The organism is Pseudoalteromonas sp. J2K-J031, assembly GCF_058197095.2.
In genome coordinates this window covers 1,621,027-1,646,904 of record NZ_CM200279.1, presented here as the reverse complement: position 1 = coordinate 1,646,904, position 25,878 = coordinate 1,621,027, and the positions used below count along the sequence as shown (strand labels likewise).

At 40.7% G+C, this 25,878-nt stretch carries 17 protein-coding genes and 2 tRNA genes; 12 read left to right on the top strand and 7 right to left on the bottom strand.

Features of this window, described 5'->3' with window-relative positions:
- Positions 1-476: 476 nt before the first annotated feature.
- Positions 477-1,820: a UDP-glucose dehydrogenase family protein gene (locus tag AC3KZC_RS07590; protein ID WP_490579488.1), complete on the bottom strand. Its 1,344-nt coding sequence runs from the start codon at positions 1,818-1,820 to the stop codon at positions 477-479.
- A gap of 490 nt (positions 1,821-2,310) precedes the next feature.
- Here AC3KZC_RS07590 and AC3KZC_RS07585 point away from each other — a divergent pair, with 490 nt between their 5' ends.
- From AC3KZC_RS07585 to AC3KZC_RS07555, 7 genes are all read left to right on the top strand, one after another.
- The gene (locus AC3KZC_RS07585) at positions 2,311-3,012 is read left to right on the top strand and encodes a transglutaminase-like cysteine peptidase (RefSeq protein ID WP_490579487.1); all 702 of its coding nucleotides are present in this window, start codon (positions 2,311-2,313) and stop codon (positions 3,010-3,012) included.
- Positions 2,999-5,059, top strand: coding sequence for a bifunctional diguanylate cyclase/phosphodiesterase (locus tag AC3KZC_RS07580; RefSeq protein ID WP_490579486.1), 2,061 nt, complete (start codon positions 2,999-3,001; stop codon positions 5,057-5,059). Before AC3KZC_RS07585 ends, AC3KZC_RS07580 begins: the two co-directional genes overlap by 14 nt.
- A gap of 10 nt (positions 5,060-5,069) precedes the next feature.
- Positions 5,070-5,651 (top strand): hypothetical protein, encoded by a 582-nt coding sequence (locus AC3KZC_RS07575; RefSeq protein WP_490579485.1) that lies wholly within the window; start codon positions 5,070-5,072, stop codon positions 5,649-5,651.
- A 272-nt stretch (positions 5,652-5,923) separates the two neighbouring features.
- Positions 5,924-7,264: an O-antigen ligase family protein gene (locus AC3KZC_RS07570; RefSeq protein WP_490579484.1), complete on the top strand. Its 1,341-nt coding sequence runs from the start codon at positions 5,924-5,926 to the stop codon at positions 7,262-7,264.
- 120 nt (positions 7,265-7,384) lie between these two features.
- Entirely contained in the window at positions 7,385-8,059 is a 675-nt protein-coding gene (locus tag AC3KZC_RS07565; RefSeq protein ID WP_490579483.1) for a tetratricopeptide repeat protein, read from the top strand.
- A 338-nt stretch (positions 8,060-8,397) separates the two neighbouring features.
- Positions 8,398-8,832 (top strand): SulA-like leucine-rich domain-containing protein, encoded by a 435-nt coding sequence (locus AC3KZC_RS07560; protein WP_490579482.1) that lies wholly within the window; start codon positions 8,398-8,400, stop codon positions 8,830-8,832.
- Between the two features lie 632 nt (positions 8,833-9,464).
- Positions 9,465-9,932: a YchJ family protein gene (locus AC3KZC_RS07555; RefSeq protein WP_490576866.1), complete on the top strand. Its 468-nt coding sequence runs from the start codon at positions 9,465-9,467 to the stop codon at positions 9,930-9,932.
- 45 nt (positions 9,933-9,977) lie between these two features.
- On the opposite strand, the gene AC3KZC_RS07550 is transcribed toward AC3KZC_RS07555, so the two are convergent.
- Positions 9,978-10,502, bottom strand: a complete 525-nt coding sequence (locus AC3KZC_RS07550) for a VC2046/SO_2500 family protein (RefSeq protein WP_490576865.1) — start codon at positions 10,500-10,502, stop codon at positions 9,978-9,980.
- A gap of 111 nt (positions 10,503-10,613) precedes the next feature.
- Here AC3KZC_RS07550 and AC3KZC_RS07545 point away from each other — a divergent pair.
- Both AC3KZC_RS07545 and AC3KZC_RS07540 read left to right on the top strand, forming a co-directional pair.
- A tRNA-Tyr gene (locus AC3KZC_RS07545) sits at positions 10,614-10,698 on the top strand.
- A 736-nt stretch (positions 10,699-11,434) separates the two neighbouring features.
- A tRNA-Tyr gene (locus AC3KZC_RS07540) sits at positions 11,435-11,519 on the top strand.
- Positions 11,520-11,588: 69 nt separating this feature from the next.
- Here AC3KZC_RS07540 and AC3KZC_RS07535 read toward each other — a convergent pair.
- Positions 11,589-12,269 carry a M48 family metallopeptidase gene (locus AC3KZC_RS07535; RefSeq protein WP_490576864.1) on the bottom strand — a complete coding sequence of 227 codons (681 nt, stop codon included), beginning with the start codon at positions 12,267-12,269 and terminating at the stop codon, positions 11,589-11,591.
- Between the two features lie 153 nt (positions 12,270-12,422).
- On the opposite strand from AC3KZC_RS07535, the gene AC3KZC_RS07530 reads away from it, so the two are divergent.
- Both AC3KZC_RS07530 and AC3KZC_RS07525 read left to right on the top strand, forming a co-directional pair.
- Positions 12,423-14,075 (top strand): response regulator, encoded by a 1,653-nt coding sequence (locus AC3KZC_RS07530; protein ID WP_490576863.1) that lies wholly within the window; start codon positions 12,423-12,425, stop codon positions 14,073-14,075.
- A 103-nt stretch (positions 14,076-14,178) separates the two neighbouring features.
- Positions 14,179-15,159 (top strand): pentapeptide repeat-containing protein, encoded by a 981-nt coding sequence (locus tag AC3KZC_RS07525; RefSeq protein ID WP_490576862.1) that lies wholly within the window; start codon positions 14,179-14,181, stop codon positions 15,157-15,159.
- A 34-nt stretch (positions 15,160-15,193) separates the two neighbouring features.
- Here the strand turns inward: AC3KZC_RS07525 and AC3KZC_RS07520 are convergent, their stop codons facing one another.
- Positions 15,194-15,349 carry a hypothetical protein gene (locus AC3KZC_RS07520; RefSeq protein WP_490576861.1) on the bottom strand — a complete coding sequence of 52 codons (156 nt, stop codon included), beginning with the start codon at positions 15,347-15,349 and terminating at the stop codon, positions 15,194-15,196.
- Between the two features lie 150 nt (positions 15,350-15,499).
- Between AC3KZC_RS07520 and AC3KZC_RS07515 the strand changes: the two genes are divergently transcribed.
- The gene (locus tag AC3KZC_RS07515; protein ID WP_490576860.1) at positions 15,500-17,131 is read left to right on the top strand and encodes a phosphoethanolamine transferase; all 1,632 of its coding nucleotides are present in this window, start codon (positions 15,500-15,502) and stop codon (positions 17,129-17,131) included.
- 60 nt (positions 17,132-17,191) lie between these two features.
- On the opposite strand, the gene recD is transcribed toward AC3KZC_RS07515, so the two are convergent.
- The 3 genes from recD to recC are packed head-to-tail and all read right to left on the bottom strand — an operon-like array spanning position 17,192 to position 25,789.
- The gene (gene recD / locus AC3KZC_RS07510; RefSeq protein ID WP_490576859.1) at positions 17,192-19,006 is read right to left on the bottom strand and encodes an exodeoxyribonuclease V subunit alpha; all 1,815 of its coding nucleotides are present in this window, start codon (positions 19,004-19,006) and stop codon (positions 17,192-17,194) included.
- Positions 19,006-22,551 carry an exodeoxyribonuclease V subunit beta gene (gene recB, locus AC3KZC_RS07505; RefSeq protein WP_490576858.1) on the bottom strand — a complete coding sequence of 1,182 codons (3,546 nt, stop codon included), beginning with the start codon at positions 22,549-22,551 and terminating at the stop codon, positions 19,006-19,008. Before recB ends, recD begins: the two co-directional genes overlap by 1 nt.
- A complete protein-coding gene (gene recC, locus AC3KZC_RS07500; protein WP_490576857.1) occupies positions 22,538-25,789 on the bottom strand; it encodes an exodeoxyribonuclease V subunit gamma in 3,252 nt (1,083 codons plus the stop codon). Before recC ends, recB begins: the two co-directional genes overlap by 14 nt.
- Positions 25,790-25,878 lie beyond the last annotated feature (89 nt).

Below are 25,878 nucleotides of genomic sequence, written 5' to 3'. Positions count from 1 at the left end.
GAAATATTCAATCAAGGTAAGCTTAATTTTATGGTAGCGACCTGTTTATTTATAAGAATTGGGTTGGATTGGATTAATTTAATTTTAGATACCCACCTGCGCTGAGTGAGTGCTTTAAGCTGCTATATGGTGGGTATTTAACACATGTTGCGATTATTGCAAAAAACGAACTATTTTGACTCAATCGTAGGCGACGGCCTGCCAGCAAGTCTTTTAAAATGGCCTGCCAGCAATTTTTTAAAACGACCGATTGGCGATTTTAAAGCGGGAAGGTTTCATCGACCAAGCAAGCAGGCTTGCACCTACAAAAACCCGAACGCCAAAACAACTCACCCAGCTGCGTGATTGTGACTCCCGTAGGTGATGGCCTGCCAGCAAATCGTTTATTTCACCTACAAAGCAGGAAGGCTTTACCTTCCCTCGCAAGCAGGCTTGCACCGAAAAATAACGTTAATGTTTGTTATTTATTGGGCTTTTTATTGAGCTAGACGACCAATTGACCAATAAACAAACCCTTTCTTTTTCATGCGGGTTGGTTCAAATAAATTACGACCATCAAATATGACCGCTTCACTGAGCTGCGCTTTAATCAATGAAAAATCAGGTGCTTTAAAGTTTTGCCATTCGGTGCAAATAATCAGAGCATCGGCACCATTCAGCGCTGACTCTTTGGTGCCCATTAAGCTTAAATCGGCGCGAGCGCCGTAAATGCGCTGGGTTTCTTCCATTGCTTCGGGGTCATAGGCTTGCACTTTTGCGCCTGCTGCCCACAGTTGTTCCATCAATACGCGGCTGGGTGCTTCGCGCATATCATCGGTATTGGGTTTAAAGCTTAAGCCCCATAATGCAAAGGTTTTACCGCTTAAATCTTTGCCATCAACACCGACACCAAAGTGTTTGCTGATGTATTCAAACAGTTTATTTTTTTGCGCATAGTTGACTGCTTCGACCGCTTTTAAAATTTGTGACTCGTAACCAATGCCATCGGCCGTGCGCACTAAGGCTTGCACGTCTTTTGGAAAACACGAGCCGCCATACCCACAGCCTGGGTAAATAAACTGAAAACCAATGCGTGAATCTGAGCCAATACCTTGGCGTACGTGTTCAATGTCGGCCCCTACTCGCTCGGCAATATTGGCCATTTCGTTCATAAAGCTGATTTTGGTGGCGAGCATGCAGTTAGCTGCGTATTTGGTCAGTTCGGCACTTTTAATGTCCATCACAATGATTTTTTCGTGATTACGGTTAAAGGGTGCGTACAGTTCGCGCATTAGTTCTTCGGCATCGGCGCTGTCGGTACCAATGACAATGCGGTCTGGGCGTTTACAGTCATTCACTGCGGCGCCTTCTTTTAAAAATTCTGGGTTTGAAACCACAGCAAAGGTTAAATCTGAACCACGGCTATCAAGCACTTGTTGCACTTTGGCGCGTACTTTATCGGCAGTGCCTACGGGTACTGTTGATTTATCAATAATCACTTTTGGTAATGTCATGTGGGTGGCTATGGTTTGCGCCACTTTTAATACGTATTGTAAATCGGCTGAGCCGTCTTCATCGGGGGGGGTGCCCACGGCAATAAATTGTAAGTCACCAAATTCAACGCCCAATTTGGCGTCGGTGGTAAAGGTTAAACGACCTTCGGCAAAGTTTTTTTCAACAAGCGGGGTTAAACCCGGCTCATAAATAGGAATAATGCCTTTTTTAAGGTTTTCGATGCGGGTTTCGTTAATATCGACACAACATACATCGTGACCGGCATCAGCCAGCACCGCTGCTTGCACTAATCCTACATACCCAATACCGTAAAATGTAACTTTCATTTTATTCCTTATTATTTATTTGCTTTTCACGGTTGCGCATGGCGCTTACCGTGAGTGTTTATTTTATTTGCGGCGTTAACCTGTAAACAATGTTGTTGCCGAAGGTGATGGCTTGCCAGCAATTTTTTAAAACGACCGATTGGCGATTTTAAAGCGGGAAGATTATATCTTCCCTCGCAAGCAGGCTTGCACCTACAAAAACCCAAACTCCAAAACACCAAAACAACTCACCCAGCTGCGTGATTGTGACACCCGTAGGTGATGGCCTGTCAGCGAGTATTTTAAGATGGCTTGCCATTGAATCTTTTAAAATGGCTTACTAGCAAATCATTAAAAATGGCCGTTAATTTATGTTATTGCGCTATTACAATACAAGCTCTTGTTTGGGGTTTTATTTTGTGAGTCGGTAATTAGTACCAGTTTTTTGTGTCGTTTTAATTTACTATCGGTTACCATACACAGGCATAGGGATTAGCTAAAGGTTGTGTGTTTGTTTCGCCACTTGCTTGTATTTTTACTCGTTATTGTTTCGTTTTGTGTACTGGCGTCGCGCCTTGCGGATGTGCTTGCTACCGATGCTGTGCTTAACAAAGTAAGTGCGGTGTATGGCGATTCAGGGCTTAACCGAGTTAAAAAGTGGCTTGAATTGGTTGATGAATCAAACAGTGACAATGAATGGAATCAACTCAATAAAGTGAATACTTTTTTTAACCGCCAAATTCGCTATCAAAACGATTTACCTTTGTGGGGTAAAAACGATTACTGGGCCAGCCCTGTTGAAATGCTAGGTGTGGGCAGTGGTGATTGTGAAGATTATGCCATTGGCAAATTTTTTACCTTACTGTCGCTAGGCGTTCCTGAAGACAAAATGCGTTTAATGTATGTGCGCCAGTTAACTGTGAACGAACCTCACATGGTGCTGATTTATTTTGAACAACCAAATAGCATCCCGCTAGTGCTTGATAACTTTGATCCTCGCATTAAACCTGCTGATAAACGTAAAGATTTAAAACCTATTTATAGTTTTAATGGCCAAGGCTTATGGATGGCTAAAGCTAAAGGGTTGGGCAAAAAAGTAGAAAACTCTAAAGGGAATTCTGCTTGGGATAGCCTGACACAACGGATCGAGAACGGTGAAATGAACACCATAGATAAAGTCAATTCGAAAGGAACTGATTATGCCAAACTTTAATGGCCGAGGAATAAGCCTAAGTGTGCAATTGTATACGTTGGTTGTTTTTTTAACGGTTGTGTCTTTTGCGGTACGTTTATTTATGGATGTTGATCACACCCGTAATTATTTAAATGACCAAATGGCAAGCCATTCGCAAGATGCTGCCACCAGTTTAGGTTTGTCGATTTCACCTTATATGGATGATCAAAACTTAGTGATTGCCGATACCATGATGTCGGCGATTTTTGACTCGGGTTATTACCAGTCAATGCGTTTTGTCACACAAGAGGGCCACATAACCTTAAGCCGCGAAAATCCGCAAACGGTTGAATCTGTACCTGCGTGGTTTATGCACGCTTTTGTATTGACCCCGCCTACGGGTTCGTCTGAAGTGAATGATGGCTGGCAAATTGCGGGCACGTTGTATGTGACTAGCCACCCTGGGGTATCGTATTTACAGCTTTGGCAGTATGCGCAACAGGCCTTTTTTAGTTCGCTGGTTATTTTAGTTTTAAGCTTAATTTTTGCGCATGTTATTTTACGTGCGGTATTGAAGCCTTTACATGCGGTGACCGAACAAGCCGATGCGGTGAGCCGCAAGCAATTTGTACATAATCCAAAAAAATACTGGACTAAAGAAGTCAATGTGTTGGCCGTAGCTATTAATGCGATGGTGGCAAACGTGCAAAAAACCTTTGATTCGATGACCAAACATGCAGAGCACCTAACACGCGATGCCTATTTAGATAAACTAACCGCCGTTGGTAACCGCCGGGCTTTTGAAAGCCAATTTAAATTAGACTTGCACGATTTAGCCGAGCATCATCAAGCGAATACTTCAAGTCATACGATTGGCTTGGTGAGTTTAGCATCGCTACAAAGTGTAAACCGTGATTTTGGTTATCAGGCGGGTGATGCTTATGTACTTGAAGCGGTTGAAATTTTAAAAAGTAGCTTTAAAAATATAACGGGTAATAAAATTTATCGTATTGCCGGTGGTAGCTTTATTTTTACCCTACCCCACACGCTTGAGCTGTGTTTAGATCAGGTGCAAGTAATACATCAAGCCTTGCAATCGCTTTCGTCAAATCGTTATCCTAATGGTTTTGGTAGTGTGGCAGTCACCGGTTATAACGAACACGATTCGCTTACCGATTTATTGGCGCGTTTAGATACTTTAATAACAACCGATGCAGCTAACCCAGGCCAAAGCATTACGGCTAATGCGTATCAAAACGATAGCGCACAAGCTTCGCCATCATTGGGTTTACACCAATGGAAACAATTAATTAATGATATTTTAGCCACGGGTGAAGTGGAGTTTTCGTATCAACCGGTAAAAGCGGCTAACAGTAATGACATTATTTATAATGAGTTATTTGCGCGTTTTAGTTATCAACATAATTTAATTGCTAATGCTCAATTGTTTGCCATGGCCGAACGCTTAGAGTTAACCGAAGAGCTTGATAAAAAAATAATTATGGCACTTGGCGAGCTTTCTAAAAACGGCCTTAATAAACCTGTTGCGGTTAACATTAGCCGCCAGTCGTTGCACAGCGCGCGTTTTAGTGAATGGTTAAGCCAATATATGCTCGATACAAAACCGTACATGACTGAACTTTATTTTGAAGTCAATGAGACTGCATTGCTCGACAATATTAACGGTGCGACTGCCAATATTAATCAATTCAAAGGGCACAATATTAAACTGTGTATTGAGCGCTTTGGTGTAAGTTTTAGTTCATTTAAGTATTTACGTGGACTCAATGTCGATTTCATTAAATTAGACGGCAGCTATGTGCGCGATTTAATGCAAAATCCTGACAATAACTATTTTATTCAAGCTGTAACACAAATATGTCACGGTCTTGGGATAAAAGTAATCGCTTGTCATGTTGAAGATGAGGCAACTTATCACAAACTCAACGAATTGCACTGTGATGCGTCACAAGGGCAGTTTATTCAAGCGCCGTTAAAACTCGCTCATAATTGTTTAAAAAATGAGTGCGATAACGTTATAAATACATTAAAATCTCCTCCAGATTTAAATAACCATGGAACTTAAAGGGATCCCCATGAAAAAATTAACTATTGCAAGTTTGTTGCTTGCTGCAATCGGCGCGTCGGCAATGATGCCTGTATCTGCCGCGGTAATTACTCCAGAAGCACAAGCAATTATTAATACAGCTGTTGCAAATAAAACAAGCATAAAAGATGCTGTTTCTGCTGCAATCGCTGCAGACTCTTCGATTGCTGACAGCATTGTTGCTGCTGCTATTGCTGCGGTTGGTGCTGATTCTGAAGAAGCACAATCAATCGTTGCAGCTGCTATTGTAGCTCTTTCAAACTCAGCTAATTCAAGTGATGCTGCAATTAGCTCACTATTAACCGCTGCAACAGATGCTGGTATGAATGCTGATACAGTTACTTCTGTTGCGGTTGCAAACAATGTAAACCCAACTATTGCTTCTCAAGCTACTGCTGCTGGTAACAGCCAAGGTCAAGGCCAAAGTGGTAATAACCCTGGCCAAGGTCAAAGCAACGCGGGTCAAGGCAATAACAATGCTGGCGGCAATCGTGGCGGCAATGCTGGCGGTGCTGGCGGCGGCGGTGGCGGCGGTGGTGCTGGCGGTATCTCTGAAGGTAGCGGTCTGTAATTTACCTGTCACTAAAAAAGCCTTTCGGGGCTTTTTTTTATTGCTAAAAATAATAGTGAACTGCTTTTCATAGGTTATTAATCGATATCTGGCTAAAGATACATAACATAACGATTTATCTGTTATTAAATGTATGGCGCAGTCTATTATCCAAAAATCAGGTTAATTAACGCTAAGAGCCTGTTATTTTTAATTATTATTTTCAAGTTAGTACTGCTATTGGTATTATCGTATGACATCAATACACGGTAGTTAATTTCAAGAGTAAAAAATTGAAAGCTTTTATTTTCATCTGTTTATGCCTCATTACATTTTGGTTGCCTATTCCACTTGGTAGTTATCGCCCTTGGGCAATGATGTTACTTACCTGTGTGGTTTGTGCTGTTTTTTTATGCCACCTATGGATCGCTTATAAAGAAAAGCGCCCTTTGTTTCCGCCTCGTATTAGTGTTTATATCCTAGGACCTTTGGCGTTTGTGATGGTGGTTTTAACCATCCAATTAGTACCGGGTTTAAACCCTAGCACCAATCCGTTAAATCGCTTGACCTCTATCAGTATTGACCCAAGCCAAACACAAGTAATGTTGCTTAAAACATTGTGTTATTTTTTATTTGCTTGGCTGGTATTTAGTTATGTTACAACGGCCACTAAATTAAGGCAGATTTGTTATGTGGTTGTTGCCGCTGGCTTATTTCAGGCGTTATACGCTACGTATTTAAACCTGCAACCAAACATTACAAGCCCTCTTTTTGGTTTTCGCCATCACGATAGAGCAATGGGTTCTTTTACTTATTGGAACTTTTTAGCCAATTATTTGGCCCTATGTTTAGCATTAGGCATTGGAGTGTTAATCAGCCAGTTATCGTTAAACAGCAGTGGCTCACAATTTAAAGCTAAGTTACGTGACATGATCACCATTTTATTAAGCAGTAAGATGTTGTTACGCTTAAGTTTAATTGCCATGATTATTGCTCTGATTTTAACCCGCTCACGCATGGGTAATTCAGCTTTTTTTATCGCCCTTGCAGGAGTAAGCTTATTCGCATTTTTCTTTTATAACCGTAAACCTCGTTATTTACGTACTTTAATCATTAGTTTTTTTGTACTTGATTTAATTATTGTCGGTGCGATGTTTGGGGTTGAAAAAGTAAAAGAGCGTTTAGTAGAAACGAGTTTACAATCAGAAACTCGTGACGAAGTTATCGAAGATTCAATACCGTTATTAAAAGATAACCTCTGGTTGGGCACTGGTGGTGGGAGTTTTTATACCGCGTTTCCTGCTTATCAGCCTGGCCCCTACTCTGGCTTTTATGACAATGCTCACAATGATTATCTGCAATTTGCTATCGAGTTAGGTGTGCCAACCACTGCATTATTGGGCTTGATGATGTTGTTTGCTTTATATAAAAGCATTCAAACCATGGTAAAACGTAAAACTCCGCTTTATCAAGGGGTCGCTTTTGGTTGTACCGTTGCTATTTTGCATATGTTGCTGCACTCAACTGTTGACTACTCTTTGCAAGCGGGCGCCAATGCGATGACCTTTATTCTTATTTTATGTTTGGCGCTCATTAGCTCGGCATTACCCAGCGGTAAAAAATCGCGTTTATAAATAAAACCTTAGGCCAAGCTCATTACTTGGCCAAAATTAGCTATGCTAACTAAAGTATTTACTTTCGATACCGTTATAAAGTGATTGTTTATAGTTTGATTTTTTATATTTGAGGTTTACATGAGTAAAGAGCATTCATCCCAACATTTAGATGAAGAAGCATTGCCCCACTCTCCCGAGCATGATGAAGCGTTAGTATCTGAAGATCTTGAGATTGAGTTAGATGATACTTTGCTTGATGACACTGAGTCTGATATCGATGTGAGCGAGTTAGATGAATATACGAAAGATGAAGAGCCTGAACTTGACGCTGGTGACAATTCGGATAACTGTCACGATTTATACAATTTGACTCTTTTTGAACTTGAACACAAGTTACTGATCACCTTTACCAAACTATGCGATATTTTAGAGCAGCTGCCTAGCTCTTCTGGGCCAAATGGGACTGACGATGCATTAAATAGCCCCACACCTAATGAATTATTTGCAACCGCGATACACATGGCAAAAAGCAAAAATGATGTAGGCGCGGCTAAATGGATGCGCCGTGCAGCAATGAGTGGCCATGTTAGGGCGCAGTATTATTTAGGGTTAATGTTTGCAAAAGGTAGTGGCTTGCCACAAAGTGAATACCATGCATTTACTTGGTTAGCACTTGCCGAATCACAAGGCTCTATTGAAGCTGTTGAAGCCATTGCCAAATTACATTCGCATTTATGTACTAAGCAAATTAAAGACGCCCGTATTCAGGCTGCATCGCTTTATGAACAAATACACGACCAGCATTTTTTGTAAAACGTAATAAGTGATGTAAAAACAGCTTACTACGCGCCTTTACTACACACTGTAAAAACCTACCAGCTTATTCATCATCGCTTATAAAAATGGTTTATAAGCGAGATGAATTCTAAAAGTCCTCTATAACGCTAAGCCTGTATTTATCAGATATTGGTGCTTTAAAAGCCATTAATTGAGCAAAAAGATCAAAAACACAGCAATAAACACCTAAAAAACAACCAATTTATATTTCAATAAGGGTTTTTTGCTTACTTTTTTATAAAAAATGCTTGAACTTAACAACTGTATAAACTACTGTATGTGAACGCACTGTATAAATAACCAGTAGGTGATTCATGTTACACACTATCGATGTAAGACGTATTAAAAGTTATCAAGCTGTTGATTCCGATCCAAAACTACACTTAGTAGAAGTAAGCGATGAAATTAGCGCAACGTTTGAGCTATTAAAAATTTTACATCAGTATAATCATCAAAATGGCTGGACATTACTGATTGCACCCGATGCTGTGCCAAGTAAAACATTACTCGATTCATGCTCTATCGATAAATCTAAATTACTGGTTATCCGCCAAAAACATTTAGGTAATTTAGAATACGTGCTTAATTCTGCACTTTATAACGGTAACTTTGCAGCCGTGATTACTTGGACAAACATGTTGTCACATACCCAACTTGAGTCATTAGCGCTGCATAAAGGTAAAATATCGGCTCAATTATATAGCTTTGTGCGTGCTGAACAGCCTAAGCAGTGCCCTACTTTATGCTAACGGTGTAATTGCTTAATCCGAAAGTGCTCACAACGCAAAACCAACTAACAAGTTTTCTCTGTGTTCCTCCTAACCTCGGTGATTAACCTTTTTTACCACCGAGCTCACCGAGGCTTCACTGACCGAGAAAAGCCAAAAAATGAAGCTTTTTCTTTTCTCCGTGTTCATCCTAACCTCGGTGGTTAACCTTTTTTACCACCGAGCTCACCGAGGCTTCGCTGACCGAGAAAAGCCAAAAAATGAAGCTTTTTCTTTTCTCCGTGTTCATCCTAACCTCGGTGGTTAACCTTTTTTACCACCGAGCTCACCGAGAAAAGCCAAAAAATGAAGCTTTTTCTTTTCTCTGTGTTCATCCTAACCTCGGTGGTTAACCTTTTTTACCACCGAGCTCACCGAGGCTTCACTGACCGAGAAAAGCCAAAAAATGAAGCTTTTTCTTTTCTCTGTGTTCATCCTAACCTCGGTGATTAACCTTTTTTACCACCGAGCTCACCGAGGCTTCGCTCACCGAGAAAAGCCAAGAAATGAAGCTTTTTCTTTTCTCCGTGTTCATCTAACCTCGGTGATTATCATCTTTTACTATCTTTTACCAAAAAGTGGTGAGTTAAGTTAATATGGCAACCTGTTTATAAATGAGAAATATTATGTGTTACTGTGGATCTGAGCTGGCGTTTGAACAATGTTGTCAGCCTTTTATTAATAATACTGCTGTGCCGAGCACTGCTGAGCAGTTAATGCGATCGCGCTTTAGTGCTTATGTCATCAATAAGCCCGCCTATATTCAACAAACCTACGCCCAAGAAAAACATGCCGAAAATACAGTGCAAGACATTGCGGACTTTGCAAATAGCTGCCGATTTGTCGCACTGACTGTAATTAAAACCGAGCAACACGATAACCAAGCTTGGGTAGAGTTTGAAGCAACTTATTTTTATCAAAATTTGTTTTGTAAACTACATGAACGTTCTTACTTTGAATTACGTGATTCTGTTTGGTATTACGTTGATGGTGTGATTACTCCTACAACGGACATAAAAATAGGCCGTAATGATGTTTGCCCTTGCGGCAGCGATAAAAAATATAAAAAGTGCCATGGTTAGTTGTAACCCTAGCTGAAGTAAGAGAGCTATTTTAAATAACACACCCTAAGCTTGAATAACTGATAATGGTCGGTGTATATCGGGGTTGGTTAAATCATCATAAAATTGCGCAGCGTTCATTGCCAAATGACCTAACGGCTGCGATTGCGCAATATACCTTTTTTGTACATGTAAATTACAGTTTGAGATGATATCGCTACTGATGTAGTGTTTATCATCTCTGATTGCTAAAGGCTCTGGATTTAAATAAGTTTGTAGTTTTAACTGCGCTATACCTTGTTCTTGAACCATCAGAGCATTATCAGCACCAATCAAAAAATCAATTGGTTTTACCGCTAACGCCTGTTGCGGGCCTGCTCCTAATTTCAACCTTAAATCTTCACCGTCTTCGATTGTACCAAATGCAGGCTTTTTTTCTTCATATGGTAAATGAAATTGCGCAAAATCGAGAGGATCGGCCGAAAGCATTGATAGCATCAATGCAAAATCAGAGCGCCTATTTTCACTAACTGAAATACCTAACTTGTTACCAAGCTGGATTTCATTAGTCAAAATTCCATCAACTTGCATTAAAAAACACCACTTACGACTTCAATATAAAATTTATCGGCCGAAAACGTATTTTCTTTAGGATTTAACTTTACTTAAATAACGTTTTTGCTATTATGCACGCACTGAAGTGGAGGGGTTCCCGAGCGGCCAAAGGGATCAGACTGTAAATCTGACGGCTCAGCCTTCGCTGGTTCGAATCCAGCTCCCTCCACCACTTCAGTTCCTTTTCTTATTTTGCACTTCTCAAGTTTCACTTTCATTATCTCATTTCCAAAACTTTATTTTTTGTAAATTAACTTAGCTATTTATCAGCCTCAGTATCACACGCTATTTTATCCATCCGGATCATAAGCAATACCTTAGTGATGGCAGATGGTTTACTACTTACCGCTTTTCAAAAAAGAATGCAAAACAGCACGTTTTAATAAGCTCCCCTTCTGAAGAAAACATGTATCTTAGGTTATTATTTTAACCGTTAGCTGAAATAGTCAGTTAGTAAGGCATTAATCCGCATTACTTGTTTTTAAACACATCAGGCTCACGGTCAATAACTCTATATGAGCTTTACTCAATCCTGCTTCTATAATACCAATCGTAATAAATAACTGATCACCCTAGCTTGTTTAAACACTCGATAACTTCGTTAGATTTTTTGATTGTAGAATAACTACTTATCGAAAAAAATCTGCCTTGTTTTCAAGCGTTTTTCCTACGCTATTTTTGATCACTTACTTATCGTGATTGGTATAACTCATTTATCATTAAAGTTAGATATAATATCGGATTAAATAAACTGACTACCTTAGACTCGCTGAGTAAAAAACAAGCTCCAAAAACCAACTATTGGTTTAATTAACAGCAAGTTGCGCATTTAAACCGCAAACAAACACTAATTTAAAAAAATGACTTTACAGCGAAACGTATTTTGCTAATATGCACGCCGTAGCACTGGAGGGGTTCCCGAGTGGCCAAAGGGATCAGACTGTAAATCTGACGGCTCCGCCTTCGCTGGTTCGAATCCAGCTCCCTCCACCATCTACACCTTCTGAACCATCCATTATTCAAACCTTGCTATAATTCAAAAACTATAACTATCTGTTTTATCTATTCAATTTCTAAATCTAACATTTTATTCTTCAACCATTGCTCTGCTTGTTTTCGCTCTGGATAATGTAACTCAACTAACTGCCAAAACTGCTTTGAATGATTAAGATGCACCAAGTGTGCTAACTCATGCACAATCACATAGTCGATAACCCAACTTGGCGTTTGTGCCAATAACAAATTAAAACTCAATACTCCTTTGCTCGAACATGACCCCCAACGTCTGCGATAATGCTGCACTTTTAATTGCCGATATTTTAGATTCATTTGCTCGCAATAAAATGCCAAACGTGGTTGTAAATACAGCTTTAACTGTTGCGCTAAAAAAGAGTGAATTTGTTTAATCCGAAAAGGCTCTAAAGCTTTGACCCTTGTCGCAGTCTGTACTTCAAGGGTATTAAACATTAAAAAACAACGGCTTTGTTTAGCGAGGGAAAAATTAATTGGGTAGTCTTGGCCAAATAAGCAAATATTTTGGCGGGTCAAAATAGAAGGTTTGACTAAAGCGTGCTGTTTATTAAGTTGTTCATTGATCCAAGTAGACTTACTTTGTACCAGCTCATCTAAATAATGCTTTGAAACAAAAACAGGCGCATAGACGGTTACTTGGCATTTTTGAATTTTAATTACGACCGTTTTACGTTTTTTACTTGTTTTAATTTCATATAAAATAGAAGACACACCACAACCTTATCCAATTTGTTCATTAACCGACATTTTGGTTAATTAAACAGCGAACGTTTAAAAATCTAAATGCAATTACAGCAGCTTGCTGCTAAATAGTTTACTATCTATTAGTCACCGACAACAATTAAAGAAAACTACAATATATTCATGGCTGCAAAACCTCTGATAGATTACCAAGATAAAAAAATCCTTATCGTCGATGATCAGCGATCGTTCCAAACCATGTTAAAAGGCTTACTTTTTAGCATTGGCGCGCGAAATATTAATTTTGCTAACAGTGGTGAATCAGCGCTATCTCAATGTCTTGAAACTCAGTTTGATTTACTGTTTATTGATTACAATTTAGGCAGTGGTAAAAATGGCCGTCAATTACTTGAAGAGCTGCGTTTAAAAAACTGCTTAGCCGTTGATGCCATTTATATGATAGTGTCAGGTGAAAGTACACGGCCTATGGTGCTAGGTGCCGTAGAAGCAGAACCAGACGACTACTTAATTAAGCCTTTTTCTCAAGGGTTATTAAAAGCACGGATCCACCGTGTTTATAAACGTAAACAGGCAATGAAAGATGCGCTGACCGCTTTAAAAGAAGAAAAGTACGCCGAAGCCATCGAGCTTATTTTAGCGGTGCAAAAAGAGCAGCCTCGCTATCGTCAGTACTGCGCTCAGTTACTAGCCAATATCTATATCAAACAACAACAATATACCGACGCCAAGCATTTACTTAATCTTGAAGTCACTAAAAAGCGTGTTTTATGGGCTTTAATTGCTTTGGCAACAATCGAGCACCTCAATGAGCAATATGATAGTGCGCTTGAGTTATGTAATGAAATACTCGAAAGCAATCGTTTTCGCGTTGAAGCCTATGATTTAAAAGCCCGCTGTTTATTGGCACTTGGCGAAACCAAAGAAGCGCTTAAAACCATTAAGCAAAGTATTGCCATTTCTCCTTTTTCTTTTAATCGACAGTATTTATTAGCGGATATTGCTCGAGAAAATAAAGCGTATAACAGCCTGATTAATGCCTGCCAAAACTTACTAGAAATGAGCAAACGTTCAATTCATCAGGATATTTCACATCAACTAAATTATATTCGTGCCCTATTTGATGCAGCACAAAACAGTGATAACGAACCCGATAAAGAGCATTATTTAAAAGAAACCAAAATAGCGCTACGTAAAGCCAAAGCCGACCAACAATTGTTTACTGACACCTCGTTTGATACCTTTGAAGCCATGTGTTTAGCAAGACTTGATGCACTTGAAGGTAATTATTTTGAGTCTAAAAAGTCGCTCAGTAGCGTGCAAAAAGCGCTTGAAGAAAACGAAAGTGAATTACCGCTCGATTTGTATCCCGAGTCAATTATGACCTTACTTGAAATTGGAGAGTTTGAACAAGCCTTTGAAAAGCTCGCTATTTTTAAAGAAAAAAGTGTCAAAAACACCGATTTTGTTGAGGCCATCATGGCTGAACAAGCCAGCAACGCACAACAGAAAATTGCCAGTTTTGAGTCACATAACAAAAAAGGCATCGAAGAATATAAAAAAGGGAATTTCAGTTTAGCCATTGACGAGTTTGAAAATGCGTTGCGTTTTGCACCGATGAATACCGGTAGTGCCTTAAACTTGATCCAAGCTTTATTACAAGTATTACAGCATGGCGGCAGCAATAAAGCCGAATTGCAAAAAAAGTGTTTTACTACCTTTAAGTTAGTCGAAGGGCTAAACCTGCCTGTTAGTCATTTTAATCGCTGCACCGAACTCAAGACAGAGTTTAAACGCATCAATATCACCCTCGGTTAACCTTTCGCTTTCCTCCTCATTTTATTTCATTGTGTTTTTTCAGCCGTGCAGTTCTGTTTTTTACTGCTAGGCTTAATCTAATTATCCTATTTATTAGTTGCTTATGACTGAAAAACCTAAATGCAAATATTGCTCTCCTAACAAAGAGCAATGCCAAGAACTTGATATGGGCACCGGTTTTTGTTTTTGGCATGATGAAAAATTTGATAAAAGCGGGCTAGAACTTAAAGACAAACTCGAACGCTACGCGAGAAATGGCGGTTTATTACAAGGTTTAAAACTCAAACGCGCTAATCTGACGGGTTTAAATTTAGTGCGACGCGGCTCAAAAGAAGGCTACGATTTATCTTATTGTGATTTTTATCGCGCTAATTTATCGGGTGCTCATTTGTTTAATACCAAAATGATTGGTACTTCGTTGATGAAAGCCGACCTGCGAGATGCCAACTTACATTGTTGCAAATTGCAACATGCCAACTTATTGGGTGTTAAGCTCTTTGGGGCTCGCATCGATAACATGCATATTGGTAATCACTTACAGCAAGAAATTTCCGCTAAAGAAGCATCGAATCAAGGTTTAGATGATGAAGCGCTCGATTTATATGAACAGTCTGAAGAAATTTACCGTGATTTACGAAAAGCAGCGGAGCATCAGGGACTATTTGAATTAGCGGGTCATTTTACTCACAAAGAAATGACTATGCGACGTTACCAAAACCCTCGGAGTTCTAAACGTAGAATTTTATCAAAATTCAATGATTTACTCTGTGGTTATGGTGAAAAACCAACCAATGTTATTTTCTTTTCAATGGCGCTTATTTTTATCTCAGCCATTGCCTATTACTTTTTAGGTGTTAACTTTCAGGATCAGGTGATTGAATTTTCGGTGCAGCAAAATATGGAAGAGAATATTTATGCGTTTCTCAATTGCCTTTATTTTAGTGTGGTCACGTTTACGACCTTAGGCTATGGCGACATTACTCCGCTTGGCTTTTCAAGGCTAGTCGCTGCTATTGAGGCATTTTGTGGTAGTTTTAGCTTGGCATTGTTTGTGGTGGTTTTTGTGAAAAAAATGACACGATAAAGCAGATGATGCATGACTTCATCGTGTCATTTTTTTAACTCGCCGCATGAAGCTGACTCACAATAAATAATCCAACAAATGCTAAGCTGACCAAGCGAAAGAAAAACAACTGGCTTTTTAAACGCTTAATTTCTTTGCTTTTATTAAAAATTCGAACTTCTAAAGCACGACAGTAAGATTGACTTAACATGGTATTCTCCAATCTTTATAATTCACCTTATTTTTAATGCATAGTGAATGCCAAAATAACATCGCTGTTTATTGTCTTTAAAACGTCATCAAGATAGACTTGTTTTTTTATTGCACTTTTGCATTCACTCCATAGATGTAATTCCAACCCATGACCTTAAATAAATATTTCCCGACGCTCATCGTCCTTGCTGCTTTTTATTGTTTTGCGCTTGCCCCCGAGCACATTTACCACCAGCTTAATAGCAACTATTTAGCCACTCAAAGCGTTAAAAGTGCTGCTATCAGCTTAGTTCTGATGACGGTACTCGCCTTTTGTGCCCAGCGTATATTAGTAATGGTGTTATTGGCTTTGTTTGCGATGTTGCAAACTGGGCAATTAATGTATTTTCATTACTTTGGCGGCTTTTATAGCGCATTTGATGTGATGTTGTTGAGCAAGGAAATGGCCGATGCATTGAGTGGATTTTTAGATGTGGCACTGTTTTTAATGGTACCAGCTGCGATCAGCTTAAGTTTTGCTGCCTTGGCATTTTGGGCGCACCATCGTTTTTATCAACGATTACCGAGCAATCGTTATTGTGGTTATGCCTTGATTCTTTTACTTCTGTTGCCTCTTGCTCAAGCGTTTAGTGTCAACTCTTCACAAAAATTTCAACCTAATATTAGCCAATCGGCACTGAAAAACGGCTTATTTTCATTTTCCTATTTAATTGCTTATAACACCAAAACCACTCTTGGTTTATTGCCGCCTGCTAATGAATATCTGCCCTATCAAGTGAGCAAGCACGCTCCGGTTGATGCTAATATTGTGGTTATTATGGGAGAGAGCTTTAGTAGCTATAATTTGAGCCTGTTTGATTATGAGCGTGATACTACACCTCGTTTAAACGCGCTTAAAAATAAGCCTGAATTTTTTTATCGTCCGTCGCTATCTAGTGCGGTATCAACTCGCGTCTCGTTAGCACTGTTTTTTAATACCGTGTATGAGCCTGATAATATGGCTCATTTACAGTCCATGAATACCTCTTTATTTAAATTAGCCAAACACAGTGGCTACAATACGCATTACATTACTACACAAAAAAATGCTGGGGGTTTAACGTATTCATTTTCACTCAGTGACGTCGATACTTGGATGGATGATGCCCATTTAACAGAATTTGAAGGTCAGTTTGATAATCGTTTATTACTCGCCCTTGATAAGTTGCAACTTGATTATCAGCAACCGCAATTTATTACGTTGCATATGCGCAGTACTCATGCGCCTTATGTCGATAATTACCCCGCTGATGAAGCCGTGTATCCGGTAGAGAAAAACGATTATCAAAGCTACATGCGTAATTCGTACGATAATTCAGTGCATTACACCGAAAAACAGATTGCCGATATTTATCAATTTTTTGAAAATACGGGCCGACCAACTTATATCTTTTTTACCTCAGATCATGGGGAGCTTACCGGTCAAAATGGCCGTTTTGGTCATAACATGGTTGACTTAGATATCGCCCAAGTACCGTTTTTATTTTATGGTGCACATGTGGAAAAAACAGCGATTACAGCTCTGGCTGATAACCTTGGCTGCATGCCAAACCATTACCAGATCAGTAAAGAGATTGCGAAATTGTTAGGCTTTAGTATTCACAATCCGAATGAAATACCTGATACCTTTTATCTCAATGGTACCTCGGTATTTGGCGAGGCTGGCTATCAGGCTTATAAGCTGTCGGAGCTTGCAAGCCAGTGGTGCCCACCGCCCTCGCCTTATGCTCAAAAGAAATAAAAACGCTGTAGCCTAATTAAATTGTGGCTGTTATGTTCAACCCTAACAGCCTAATTTTGCTTATTCACCTTGTTGTAATCGCTGATATAACCCAGAGCTACGAGTGAGCATTTTGTTCATTGCCAACTGCAATACCTGAGGCTGAGCAATTAAATCAAAGCGTTTTTTGGCTCGAGTGATGCCTGTGTACACCAATTGGCGATTCACCCCTATTTTTGCTTGCTGGATTGGCGGTAAAATCATCACAGTATGTAAAAACTCTGAGCCTTGTGATTTATGGATTGTCATCGCATATACTTTTTCATGGGCGGGTAATCGAGCTGGATAAAAGCTGCGCGTGCTGCCCCCTTCGCTCATAAACACGGCTTTTAGCTGGCCATCCTCTTCTGGCATGATGATACCGATATCGCCATTAAATAATTTAAGTTGATAATCATTTTGGCTGATCATGAGCGGCATGCCGATATAATGACGATGTGATGGGCTGATAAGTCCCATGCGGGCCAATTGTGCTTCAATTTCACTATTGAGTTTGTTAACACCATAGTTGCCTTCACGCACCGCAGCCAAAAGCTGATACTGCAAAAAGGCATCGTGGACTTCTTGTGGGCTTGCACCTTGCTTAATAAGCCCCAAATACTGCGCATAGGCCTGCGCGCAGCGGATGATCATCGCCTTGTATTCATTGGTTAAATCATAAAATGCCAGCTCCGGATACCCTATAGCTTTAATTTGTTGCAGCAGTTGTTTGTCATTGCTGTTAACAGCTTTGGCTAATTGCCCAATACCACTTTTTTCATCAAAGCGGTGGCTGTGCTGTAAAAAGGCAATGTGGTCAGCCAGCACATAATAACTTTGTTTTGCTTGAAGTTGGGCTTGCTCTGTTAAATCACACAATTTGTTCAATTGCGCTGCTCGCGCAGCACTGTAATAAGGCTGCTCGCCCAGTACTAAGTCTTGGCAAATATCGGCCAATACATTACCGGTATCAACCGAAGTTAGTTGGTCTTTATCGCCAAGTAAAATTAAGCGGCCATGCTCTGGCATGGCTTCCACCAGTTTAGCCATAAGGGCCAAGTCAACCATTGATGCTTCATCGACAATCAATACATCTAAGTGCAAGGGATTGTGGTTATTATGGCGGTATTTATTTGATTGCGGGATCACCCCTAATAAGCGGTGAATGGTTTGTGCCTGCTCAGGAATAACGGCATTGAGCATGGGTTCAAGTGCCAATTTTTGTTTCGCATCGCGAATTGATTCGCTTAATCTTGCTGCTGCTTTACCTGTTGGTGCCACGAGCTTAATGCTAAGCGGTGCCCCTTGATAAAGCGATTGCAAAATCGCCAGCAACTTTGTAACTGTGGTGGTTTTTCCGGTGCCTGGGCCACCACTAATGACACAAAACGCGTTTAATACGGCCATTGCACACGCTACTTTTTGCCAATCAAGCGTTTGGGTTTTGCCAAAATACTGATCAAGCAATTGTGCTAAACGGCTTTCATCGATTGGTAACGCACGTTTAGCTAGGCTGTGGAGCTTATTTGCCAAGATTTGTTCATATTCAGCATAGCGGGCAAAATATAAGCGCTCGGCAAATAATATCAATGGTTTGCCCGCCCCGACCACCGCATGCTCATGCAGCGCAGCTAAACAATCTTGATAACTTGCAAATAAAGGCGTTGGTTGCTCAAGCATAAAGGGATTTGACCAATCAATCTGCGCTAATGATAAACAGGTATGTTGCCGCGCATTGTGTTGACTGAGCAGCAATACCACATAAAAAACGGGGTCATTGCTATCTTTAACTAACAACTGGGCTAATTGAATATCCAGTTGAGTGACTTTTTCATGTTCAATGAGTTGCGCCAACATTAATAGGCCACCTCTAAGGTTGGTTGTTCAAACATACGGTCGAGTTGCAAAATGATCTCTTTGGCTATTTTTTTAAAATAAATGCCTTCGCCCATGCCTCGCAAAAATAAATAGTAAACACCCCCTAAATGCTGGTCGATATCGTAATCGGCTAAGCGGGTTTTTAATAATCGATGTAACGCAACGCTGTATAACAAATACTGTAAGTGGTAATGATGCGACTGCATGACTTCTTCCATATTACTTTGCTGATAATCGCTCGCCAGCTCACCTAAATGATTCGATTTATAATCAAGTACATAGTATTTACCTTGCCACTCAAATATTAAGTCGATAAAGCCTTTTAACATGCCCTGAATGGTTTCAAATTTCAGGTTATGTTTAAACACACTTTCACCTGCCACACTATCGAGCACTTGATTAATACCTGTGGCATCAAGGCGCTCAAAAGGTAAATAAAACTCCATTTCGATTAAACATTGTTGGGCGCCAAGCTTATTTAAACTCAAGCCATCAGCATCAAGGGGCGTGCTTAATACGCGCTTTATCCATTGCTCTGCAACGGGTTGCCAATGGGGCTCGATTGAAAATTTTTGAAGTTGTTGTTCAACCACAGTGCTAAGGTTTTTGCTCGGATCGTTTGGGTGCGTATCAGGATGCTGAAAATCAATCTCCTCAAAAATAGCATGTAAGCAACTCCCCGCCCTTGCTCCTCGTGGAAAACTAAATTGGTCAAGCTCACTGCTTTGCTCTTCACCTAGCCAATCGAGCTCATGGCTTTCATCTTCAAAACCTGGGGTAATGTGTTCTGATGCTTGATTATAACTAAGCGCGCTAAAGCTGGTTAAACGCCAATTGCGCTCGATTTTGCCAGTAAATAGTTTGCGCTCATAGTTGGGCACGGTGAGCTCATCACTCAAAGAGGTCTTACTGTCAGTCTCATCAAAATAACTCACGGCCATATCGGCTGAATGCGCTGCCACAAAGGCATTTAATAACTGATGCCAATCGGCAGCGCTAGTGAGGGTTTGGCCAGCAAACAACAAATGGCCTAAGGCTGTGCGTTGAATTGTCATGCTTTTACTATTGCCTACAGCAATGTTATACATGCCAATAAAGCACTGATGCACTGGGCGAGTTAAGGCCACATACAATAAACGTAAGTCTTCGGCTAAACGCTCTTTTTCGGCAAGTTGCTGGCTGGCATCATCTTTAATCAGATTGTAAACAAGTTCTCCTTCGTGATGATAAATTTGCTCAGATGCTTCTCGAAACCCAACCGCAAACGGCATAAAAACCAAGGGATATTCCAAGCCTTTAGAGGCGTGCATGGTGACAATTTTTACCAATTTAGCGTCACTTTCAAGCCTAAGTTGCGCACTTTCTTTACTGGTATCTATAATATTTTGTGCAAACCATCGCACTAACCGTAAACTACCTTCAAGCTCTAACTGCTTTTGCTGCAAAATTTCAGCAAGATGGCGAAAATCCGTTAACCAACGCTCAACTGGCAGCCCCATTGCTTGCCATAAACCCGCCAAATTATTACGCATCAGCAATAATTCAAGCATCGCCATGGCGCCTTTTTTGTACCATACATCGCTAAGTTCACTAAAAAGGGCTAAATATTGCTGCCATGTTTGTTCATTTTCGGCTAATTGGTAGATTTGTTGATAATTTAAATTAAATAAAGGGCCTGCCAAAACACCACGATAAGCCGACTCGTCATATTGACCATGTAAGGCGGTTAAAAAGTTTAATAAATGCAAAGCCAGTGGGCTTTGTAATACCCCATCGCGGGATAAATACACACTAGCAACACCTTGTTTGCTTAGCGCATCTTTGATAAAAGACGCTTCATTTCGGTCTCGCACCAGCACACAAATATCAGCAGCCTGAACAGCATGACTGCCAATCGTGGCACGCCCTGCTTGCGCTTGTTGCAACAAGGTGGCTATTTTATCGCTAAAATGTGCGGCTAATTTAGGCATGGCATAGGCTTTACTGGTGACTGGCGCATCATGTTCAAGCACACAAAACTCAAACGCAGTTACCGCTTTGCCATCAAGATAAAGTGCTTGTTCTGCAGTTTTACCTTGTGCTTGCACCGCTAAAAATGGAATATCTTGATTAAAAATAAAGCTATTGTCGTGATGATTAAACAATGCATTAACGCTATTGACTATGCCAGTGCTTGAGCGCCAATTTTTACCTAAGGTGTATTGCTGCTCGCTCGAGACCTGATGTTTTGCATTAATGTAGGTAAAAATGTCCGCGCCGCGAAAGCCATAAATAGCCTGTTTTGGATCACCTATCATGGTAAAGGCGCAGCTTTCTCGGTTAAATATCTGGCTAAAAATACCGTATTGAATTGGGTCGGTATCTTGAAATTCATCAATCATCGCAACCGGAAAATCCGCCGCAATTTGGCTTGCCAACACATCGCCCCCTACACTAAACAAAGCGTGGTGCAATTGGGTTAATAAATCATCGGGGCTGATTAAGCGTTGCTCTTGTTTTTTGGTGCTTAATGCCGCACTCACCCACTTAGTTGCTTGTTGAGCGATTGCGATGGGCATGCCAAACTTAAGCTTTTGCTGCAGCTCACTGAGCTCGGTAAACACATCACATAAAGGATGGCTAAAGGTTTTACCGCCCTTTTTATACATCTCAGGGTCTAAAAAGTTATCAGCAGCCCAAATTTCAAATGATTTTTTATCTGAACCAAATTCAAATACAGTTTGTTCACTTTGGCAAAATGCCAATAACAGCTCAAGATTAGGCGCTTTAGCCGCTGGTTTGGTTTTTTTAAGGTCGGAATTTAAGATAGCCGCTGCAAAATCAGACTTTAAATACTCTATTTTAAAGCAGGCTAACAATGACAAATACTGTTCTTGCCATTGCCAGACCTCATCAAGATTAATTTGCGGTTGTATCTTAGCGCCACTGCGTGATAGCAACGCCGCCACTTTTTTATATAAACGTTCAGGTGCAGGAAAATACTCAAGAACATGCGCTGTGCGTTCTTTTGTTAAGCCATAAACAAACGTGCGCCAATAATCTTTAAGTGCTTCCGTCAGTAATTCGGACTGATCCATGATAAACGTAAGATTAAATGCAACACCCGATTCAAACGCATGTTGTTTTAGCATCCGTTGGCAAAAACCATGAATAGTAAAAATAGCCGCATCATCCATCGATTTTGCCGCAGCGTCTAATAAGGCAAAGGCCGTTTTAGTCTCACTCACGTCACTTAAAATTGCTTGTACCACTGCATCATCACAGTCGCTGCCCATCAAGGCATCACGGGCAAGAATAATGCGTTTACGTACGCGATCTATAATTTCTGCTGTCGCCGCTTCGGTAAAGGTCACCACTAAAATTTGTTCTACAGTAAGTGGCACACCTGCTTGACCAGCCACTTGTAAACCCAATAAATAGCGTAAATACAAAGCAGTAATAGTATAAGTTTTACCCGTGCCTGCGCTTGCTTCAATAAGTGATACGCCCTTAAGCGGCATAGTGATTGGATTAAGCCCTTGCATGTTTTACCTCCATTGCCGCTGCCACTATGGGGGCAACTAATAACTCACTCCAGCGGATAAATTCGGCTTCGTGTGGCTCTAAACGTTTAAAATCAAGTGCGACATAGGGGTTTTCGGCTTCGCCACGACCAATGTATTCGCCACCAGCAAACTTTTGTGCCGCTTTAGCAAAATCTTCTGTTTGTGCATACAGTAAGGCTGCTGTTGGGAAAAACGCCACAGGCTGCTGTAAGCTGGCTTGGTATAAATCAAACCAATTATTAAGTTGGTTTTGGGCTTGGTCTTTACTTTGCACTGCAAATTGATATTGGCCATCAAGCCCTACGACCCATGTTTCGCTTACATGACCGCTCAATACCCCTACTAAATGGTATAAATAGGCTTTGATCATGTCTTTGGCCTTAATGGTTGCTGTACGATAAAATACTTGTTTATGGCCTACCACATTGGTTAACCACCCGACCAACTGGCTTTGTGTCAGGGTGAGGTTGATTTCAATGGGTTCATTGCACTGTGTGACATCGTGGCTATTGAGGCTAATAATCATTTCTTCGATGCGTTGCTGCATCTGCTCAAGGGTAATTTCACCCACATGAGCAAGAGGTAAATCGCCACGCTGTAAAATTTGTTGTTGATTAATTTTCTCGCCCTTTAACGCTGCCACCAGCATTTCGTCTAAATAAAAATAACGCTCTAAATGATCTAGCGAAAATGGCTCTTCATCTTTGGCGATTTCATCAAATTGCGTCAACTTTAGACCTAAGCTATTACGATAAAAGCTCTCTTGTGCTTGGCATACGGTGCGAATAAAGCTGTTTAATTCAATTTCAGCGGCAGGATGAAGCGGTAACGGCGCTTTTGTATCGGTTAACTTTAATGGTTTAATTTGCCACGTAGGATGATAACTTTGTGGGGCTCCGGGCTGGTAATAATCGGGGTTAAAAGGCTGAAGATGGTGTTTTTTAATCAGATTATTTGGGAAGTCGGCGCAATTTGGCTGATAAAAGCTGCGCCCTAAATACTCAAGCAATTCACTGACTAATACCGATGGCACCCGCTCTGAGTTATCAAAACACGATCGACCAATATAACTGATGTATAAATGATGGCGTACGCTCAACATGGCTTCTAAAAACAAGTAACGGTCGTCTAATTTACGCGAACGGTCGCCTTTTTGTCGCTTGCTGTGTGGCAATAAATCAAATCCCATTGGTTGCACACTGCGCGGATAATCGGCATCGTTTAAACCTAACATGCACACCACTTTAAACGGCACAGCCCGCATCGGCATTAAGGTGCAAAAGTTAACTTGGCCAACTAAAAACCGCTGACCTACACCATTTTCGCTTAATCCTTGTTGTACTAACGCACTGATAATGCGTGCGCTAACCTCGCCTTGATAATCTTTATTATCATAATGTTTGCCAAGGTTTTGAATTAAGCTATCGAGCGTCAGTAAATCCCACGCTTGCTCGTCAGAATGGTCGTAAAAATCGTGCACTAACTGATGCAATAGTTGGGCTTTGACTGCAAGCGTTGCATCGGGTTCTAAAATGGTTTTGTAATGGGCTAATCGATTCACAAACGCTAATAAATGCCCAAGTAATGCAGCTGCCATGCCTTCCACTTCATCGGCAGCATAAATGCCACTAAATGCATTATTTTCATCACGCTGTACCACTCCAAGCAATAAGCGTTCAAGGCCATGTTGCCAAGTATTTAGGGCTAATTGAGGTTGCGCTAACTGGGCTTTATGGTCTGCGTTTAACCCCCATTTAACACCTACTTGTTCAAGCCAAAAGCGAATTTGATCTAAATCGTTATGGCTAATATTAAAGTGGCGTGCAATACAATCAACTTGCAGTAAATCGAGTATTTCTGAAACACCAAAGCGGCTAAAAGGTAAATTCACCAATTGATTAAAACTGCTTAATATTGGTTTTTCTTGTGCAATGGCTAAATCGGCTAAGGCATACGGAATATAACGTTCGGCACTTGCGGCACCAAATACTGCTTCAATATAAGGGCTGTAACTGCCAACATCGGGCATCATGACGATTATGTCTTTGGGCGTGAGGCTTGGGTCTTGGCTAAACAAATCGAGTAAATGATCGTGCAGGGCTTCAACCTCACGCAATGCGGTATGGCAATCGGCAAACTGAATGCTGCAATCTTGGGGGTTGACGGCTATTTTGCCTTGGTCAGTAACATACCAAGTGGGATCATCGGGTAAACTCTCGCCTTTAAAGGCTAAGTGATATATTTCAGATTGCATGGCGTTCAGTAAATTGTCAGGTTCTGGTTCAACAAAATAATCGTGCCACTGGGCGTTGAGTTGTATTAATTGCTCAAAATAATCACGGCCAAGTTTACCCCATGACGATAGCAGCGGGTTGCCAACAAAATAATAGTCGTGATCTTGGGCGGCTAAGTTGGGTTTAATTTGATATTTGGCATTGATTTTAGCTAAGGTTTTTTCATCAACCACATCGCCCCAGTAATGCTCGCTTGGATTAAAAAAGTACAAATAAACCGGTACACGAGCCGCTAAAGCGTCTAAGACTGCTAGTTGCGAATTGGCGAGTGCCGATATTCCAAAAATACTAATACGTTCTGGCAATGCACCGAGTGGTGCTTGGGCTAAAGCTTCAAGCAAGGCATCTTGCATGTTGGCGCGATGGTATTGGCTTTGCCCTAAGGTTTCGCTGTAGGCTACCAATTTACGCCACAGCTCTGGTTGCCAAGGGGCATGGCTAATATCGACATCAGGTAAGGTATCTTTACCGGTTTGCCATGTTGCCAACCACGAGGGGCGATACATCAGGTATTGATCGTACACATCTGCGATTTTTTCACAGAGTGAAAAGAGTTTTTGCCCTGCGTTATCATCTCTTAAATAACGCTCTAATGGTAAAAAAAGAGGCTCATTTAAACAATGAGGCAAAATAGCAAACAGCTTCCAAGTTAAGTTTGCTTTATTAAATGCTGATTCGGCGGGTACATCGGGTAATAAACTTTGATATAAGCGCCAAGTAAAACTCGACGGTAACGGAAAATCAACCTGTGCCACAATGCCTTGGGCGTGAGCTAAGCCCATTTTTAACCACTGCGACATTCCCGGCGATTGCACTAATATAATTTCTTTTTTAAACACACTATTAAGCGGTGATTGTTGCAGCTTAAGGTGCAATTGATGTTGCAATACTTCGAGGCGATTAGATTGAATAATGTGCAGCATGAGGCTTAGTCATCCTTGGAAAAACATCTGTCCAGAGTGTAAATTAAATTACTGAAAACCTTAATGACTTTCTCGTAAAATTGCCAAAC

Coding starts and splice junctions, on each gene's coding strand:
- AC3KZC_RS07590 (WP_490579488.1), bottom strand. CDS start 1,820: ATGAAAGTTACATTTTACGGTATTGGGTATGTAGGATTAGTGCAAGCA.
- AC3KZC_RS07580 (WP_490579486.1), top strand. CDS start 2,999: ATGCCAAACTTTAATGGCCGAGGAATAAGCCTAAGTGTGCAATTGTAT.
- AC3KZC_RS07575 (WP_490579485.1), top strand. CDS start 5,070: ATGAAAAAATTAACTATTGCAAGTTTGTTGCTTGCTGCAATCGGCGCG.
- AC3KZC_RS07565 (WP_490579483.1), top strand. CDS start 7,385: ATGAGTAAAGAGCATTCATCCCAACATTTAGATGAAGAAGCATTGCCC.
- AC3KZC_RS07560 (WP_490579482.1), top strand. CDS start 8,398: ATGTTACACACTATCGATGTAAGACGTATTAAAAGTTATCAAGCTGTT.
- AC3KZC_RS07555 (WP_490576866.1), top strand. CDS start 9,465: ATGAGAAATATTATGTGTTACTGTGGATCTGAGCTGGCGTTTGAACAA.
- AC3KZC_RS07550 (WP_490576865.1), bottom strand. CDS start 10,502: ATGCAAGTTGATGGAATTTTGACTAATGAAATCCAGCTTGGTAACAAG.
- AC3KZC_RS07530 (WP_490576863.1), top strand. CDS start 12,423: ATGGCTGCAAAACCTCTGATAGATTACCAAGATAAAAAAATCCTTATC.
- AC3KZC_RS07525 (WP_490576862.1), top strand. CDS start 14,179: ATGACTGAAAAACCTAAATGCAAATATTGCTCTCCTAACAAAGAGCAA.
- AC3KZC_RS07520 (WP_490576861.1), bottom strand. CDS start 15,349: ATGTTAAGTCAATCTTACTGTCGTGCTTTAGAAGTTCGAATTTTTAAT.
- AC3KZC_RS07515 (WP_490576860.1), top strand. CDS start 15,500: ATGACCTTAAATAAATATTTCCCGACGCTCATCGTCCTTGCTGCTTTT.
- recD (WP_490576859.1), bottom strand. CDS start 19,006: ATGTTGGCGCAACTCATTGAACATGAAAAAGTCACTCAACTGGATATT.
- recB (WP_490576858.1), bottom strand. CDS start 22,551: ATGCAAGGGCTTAATCCAATCACTATGCCGCTTAAGGGCGTATCACTT.
- recC (WP_490576857.1), bottom strand. CDS start 25,789: ATGCTGCACATTATTCAATCTAATCGCCTCGAAGTATTGCAACATCAA.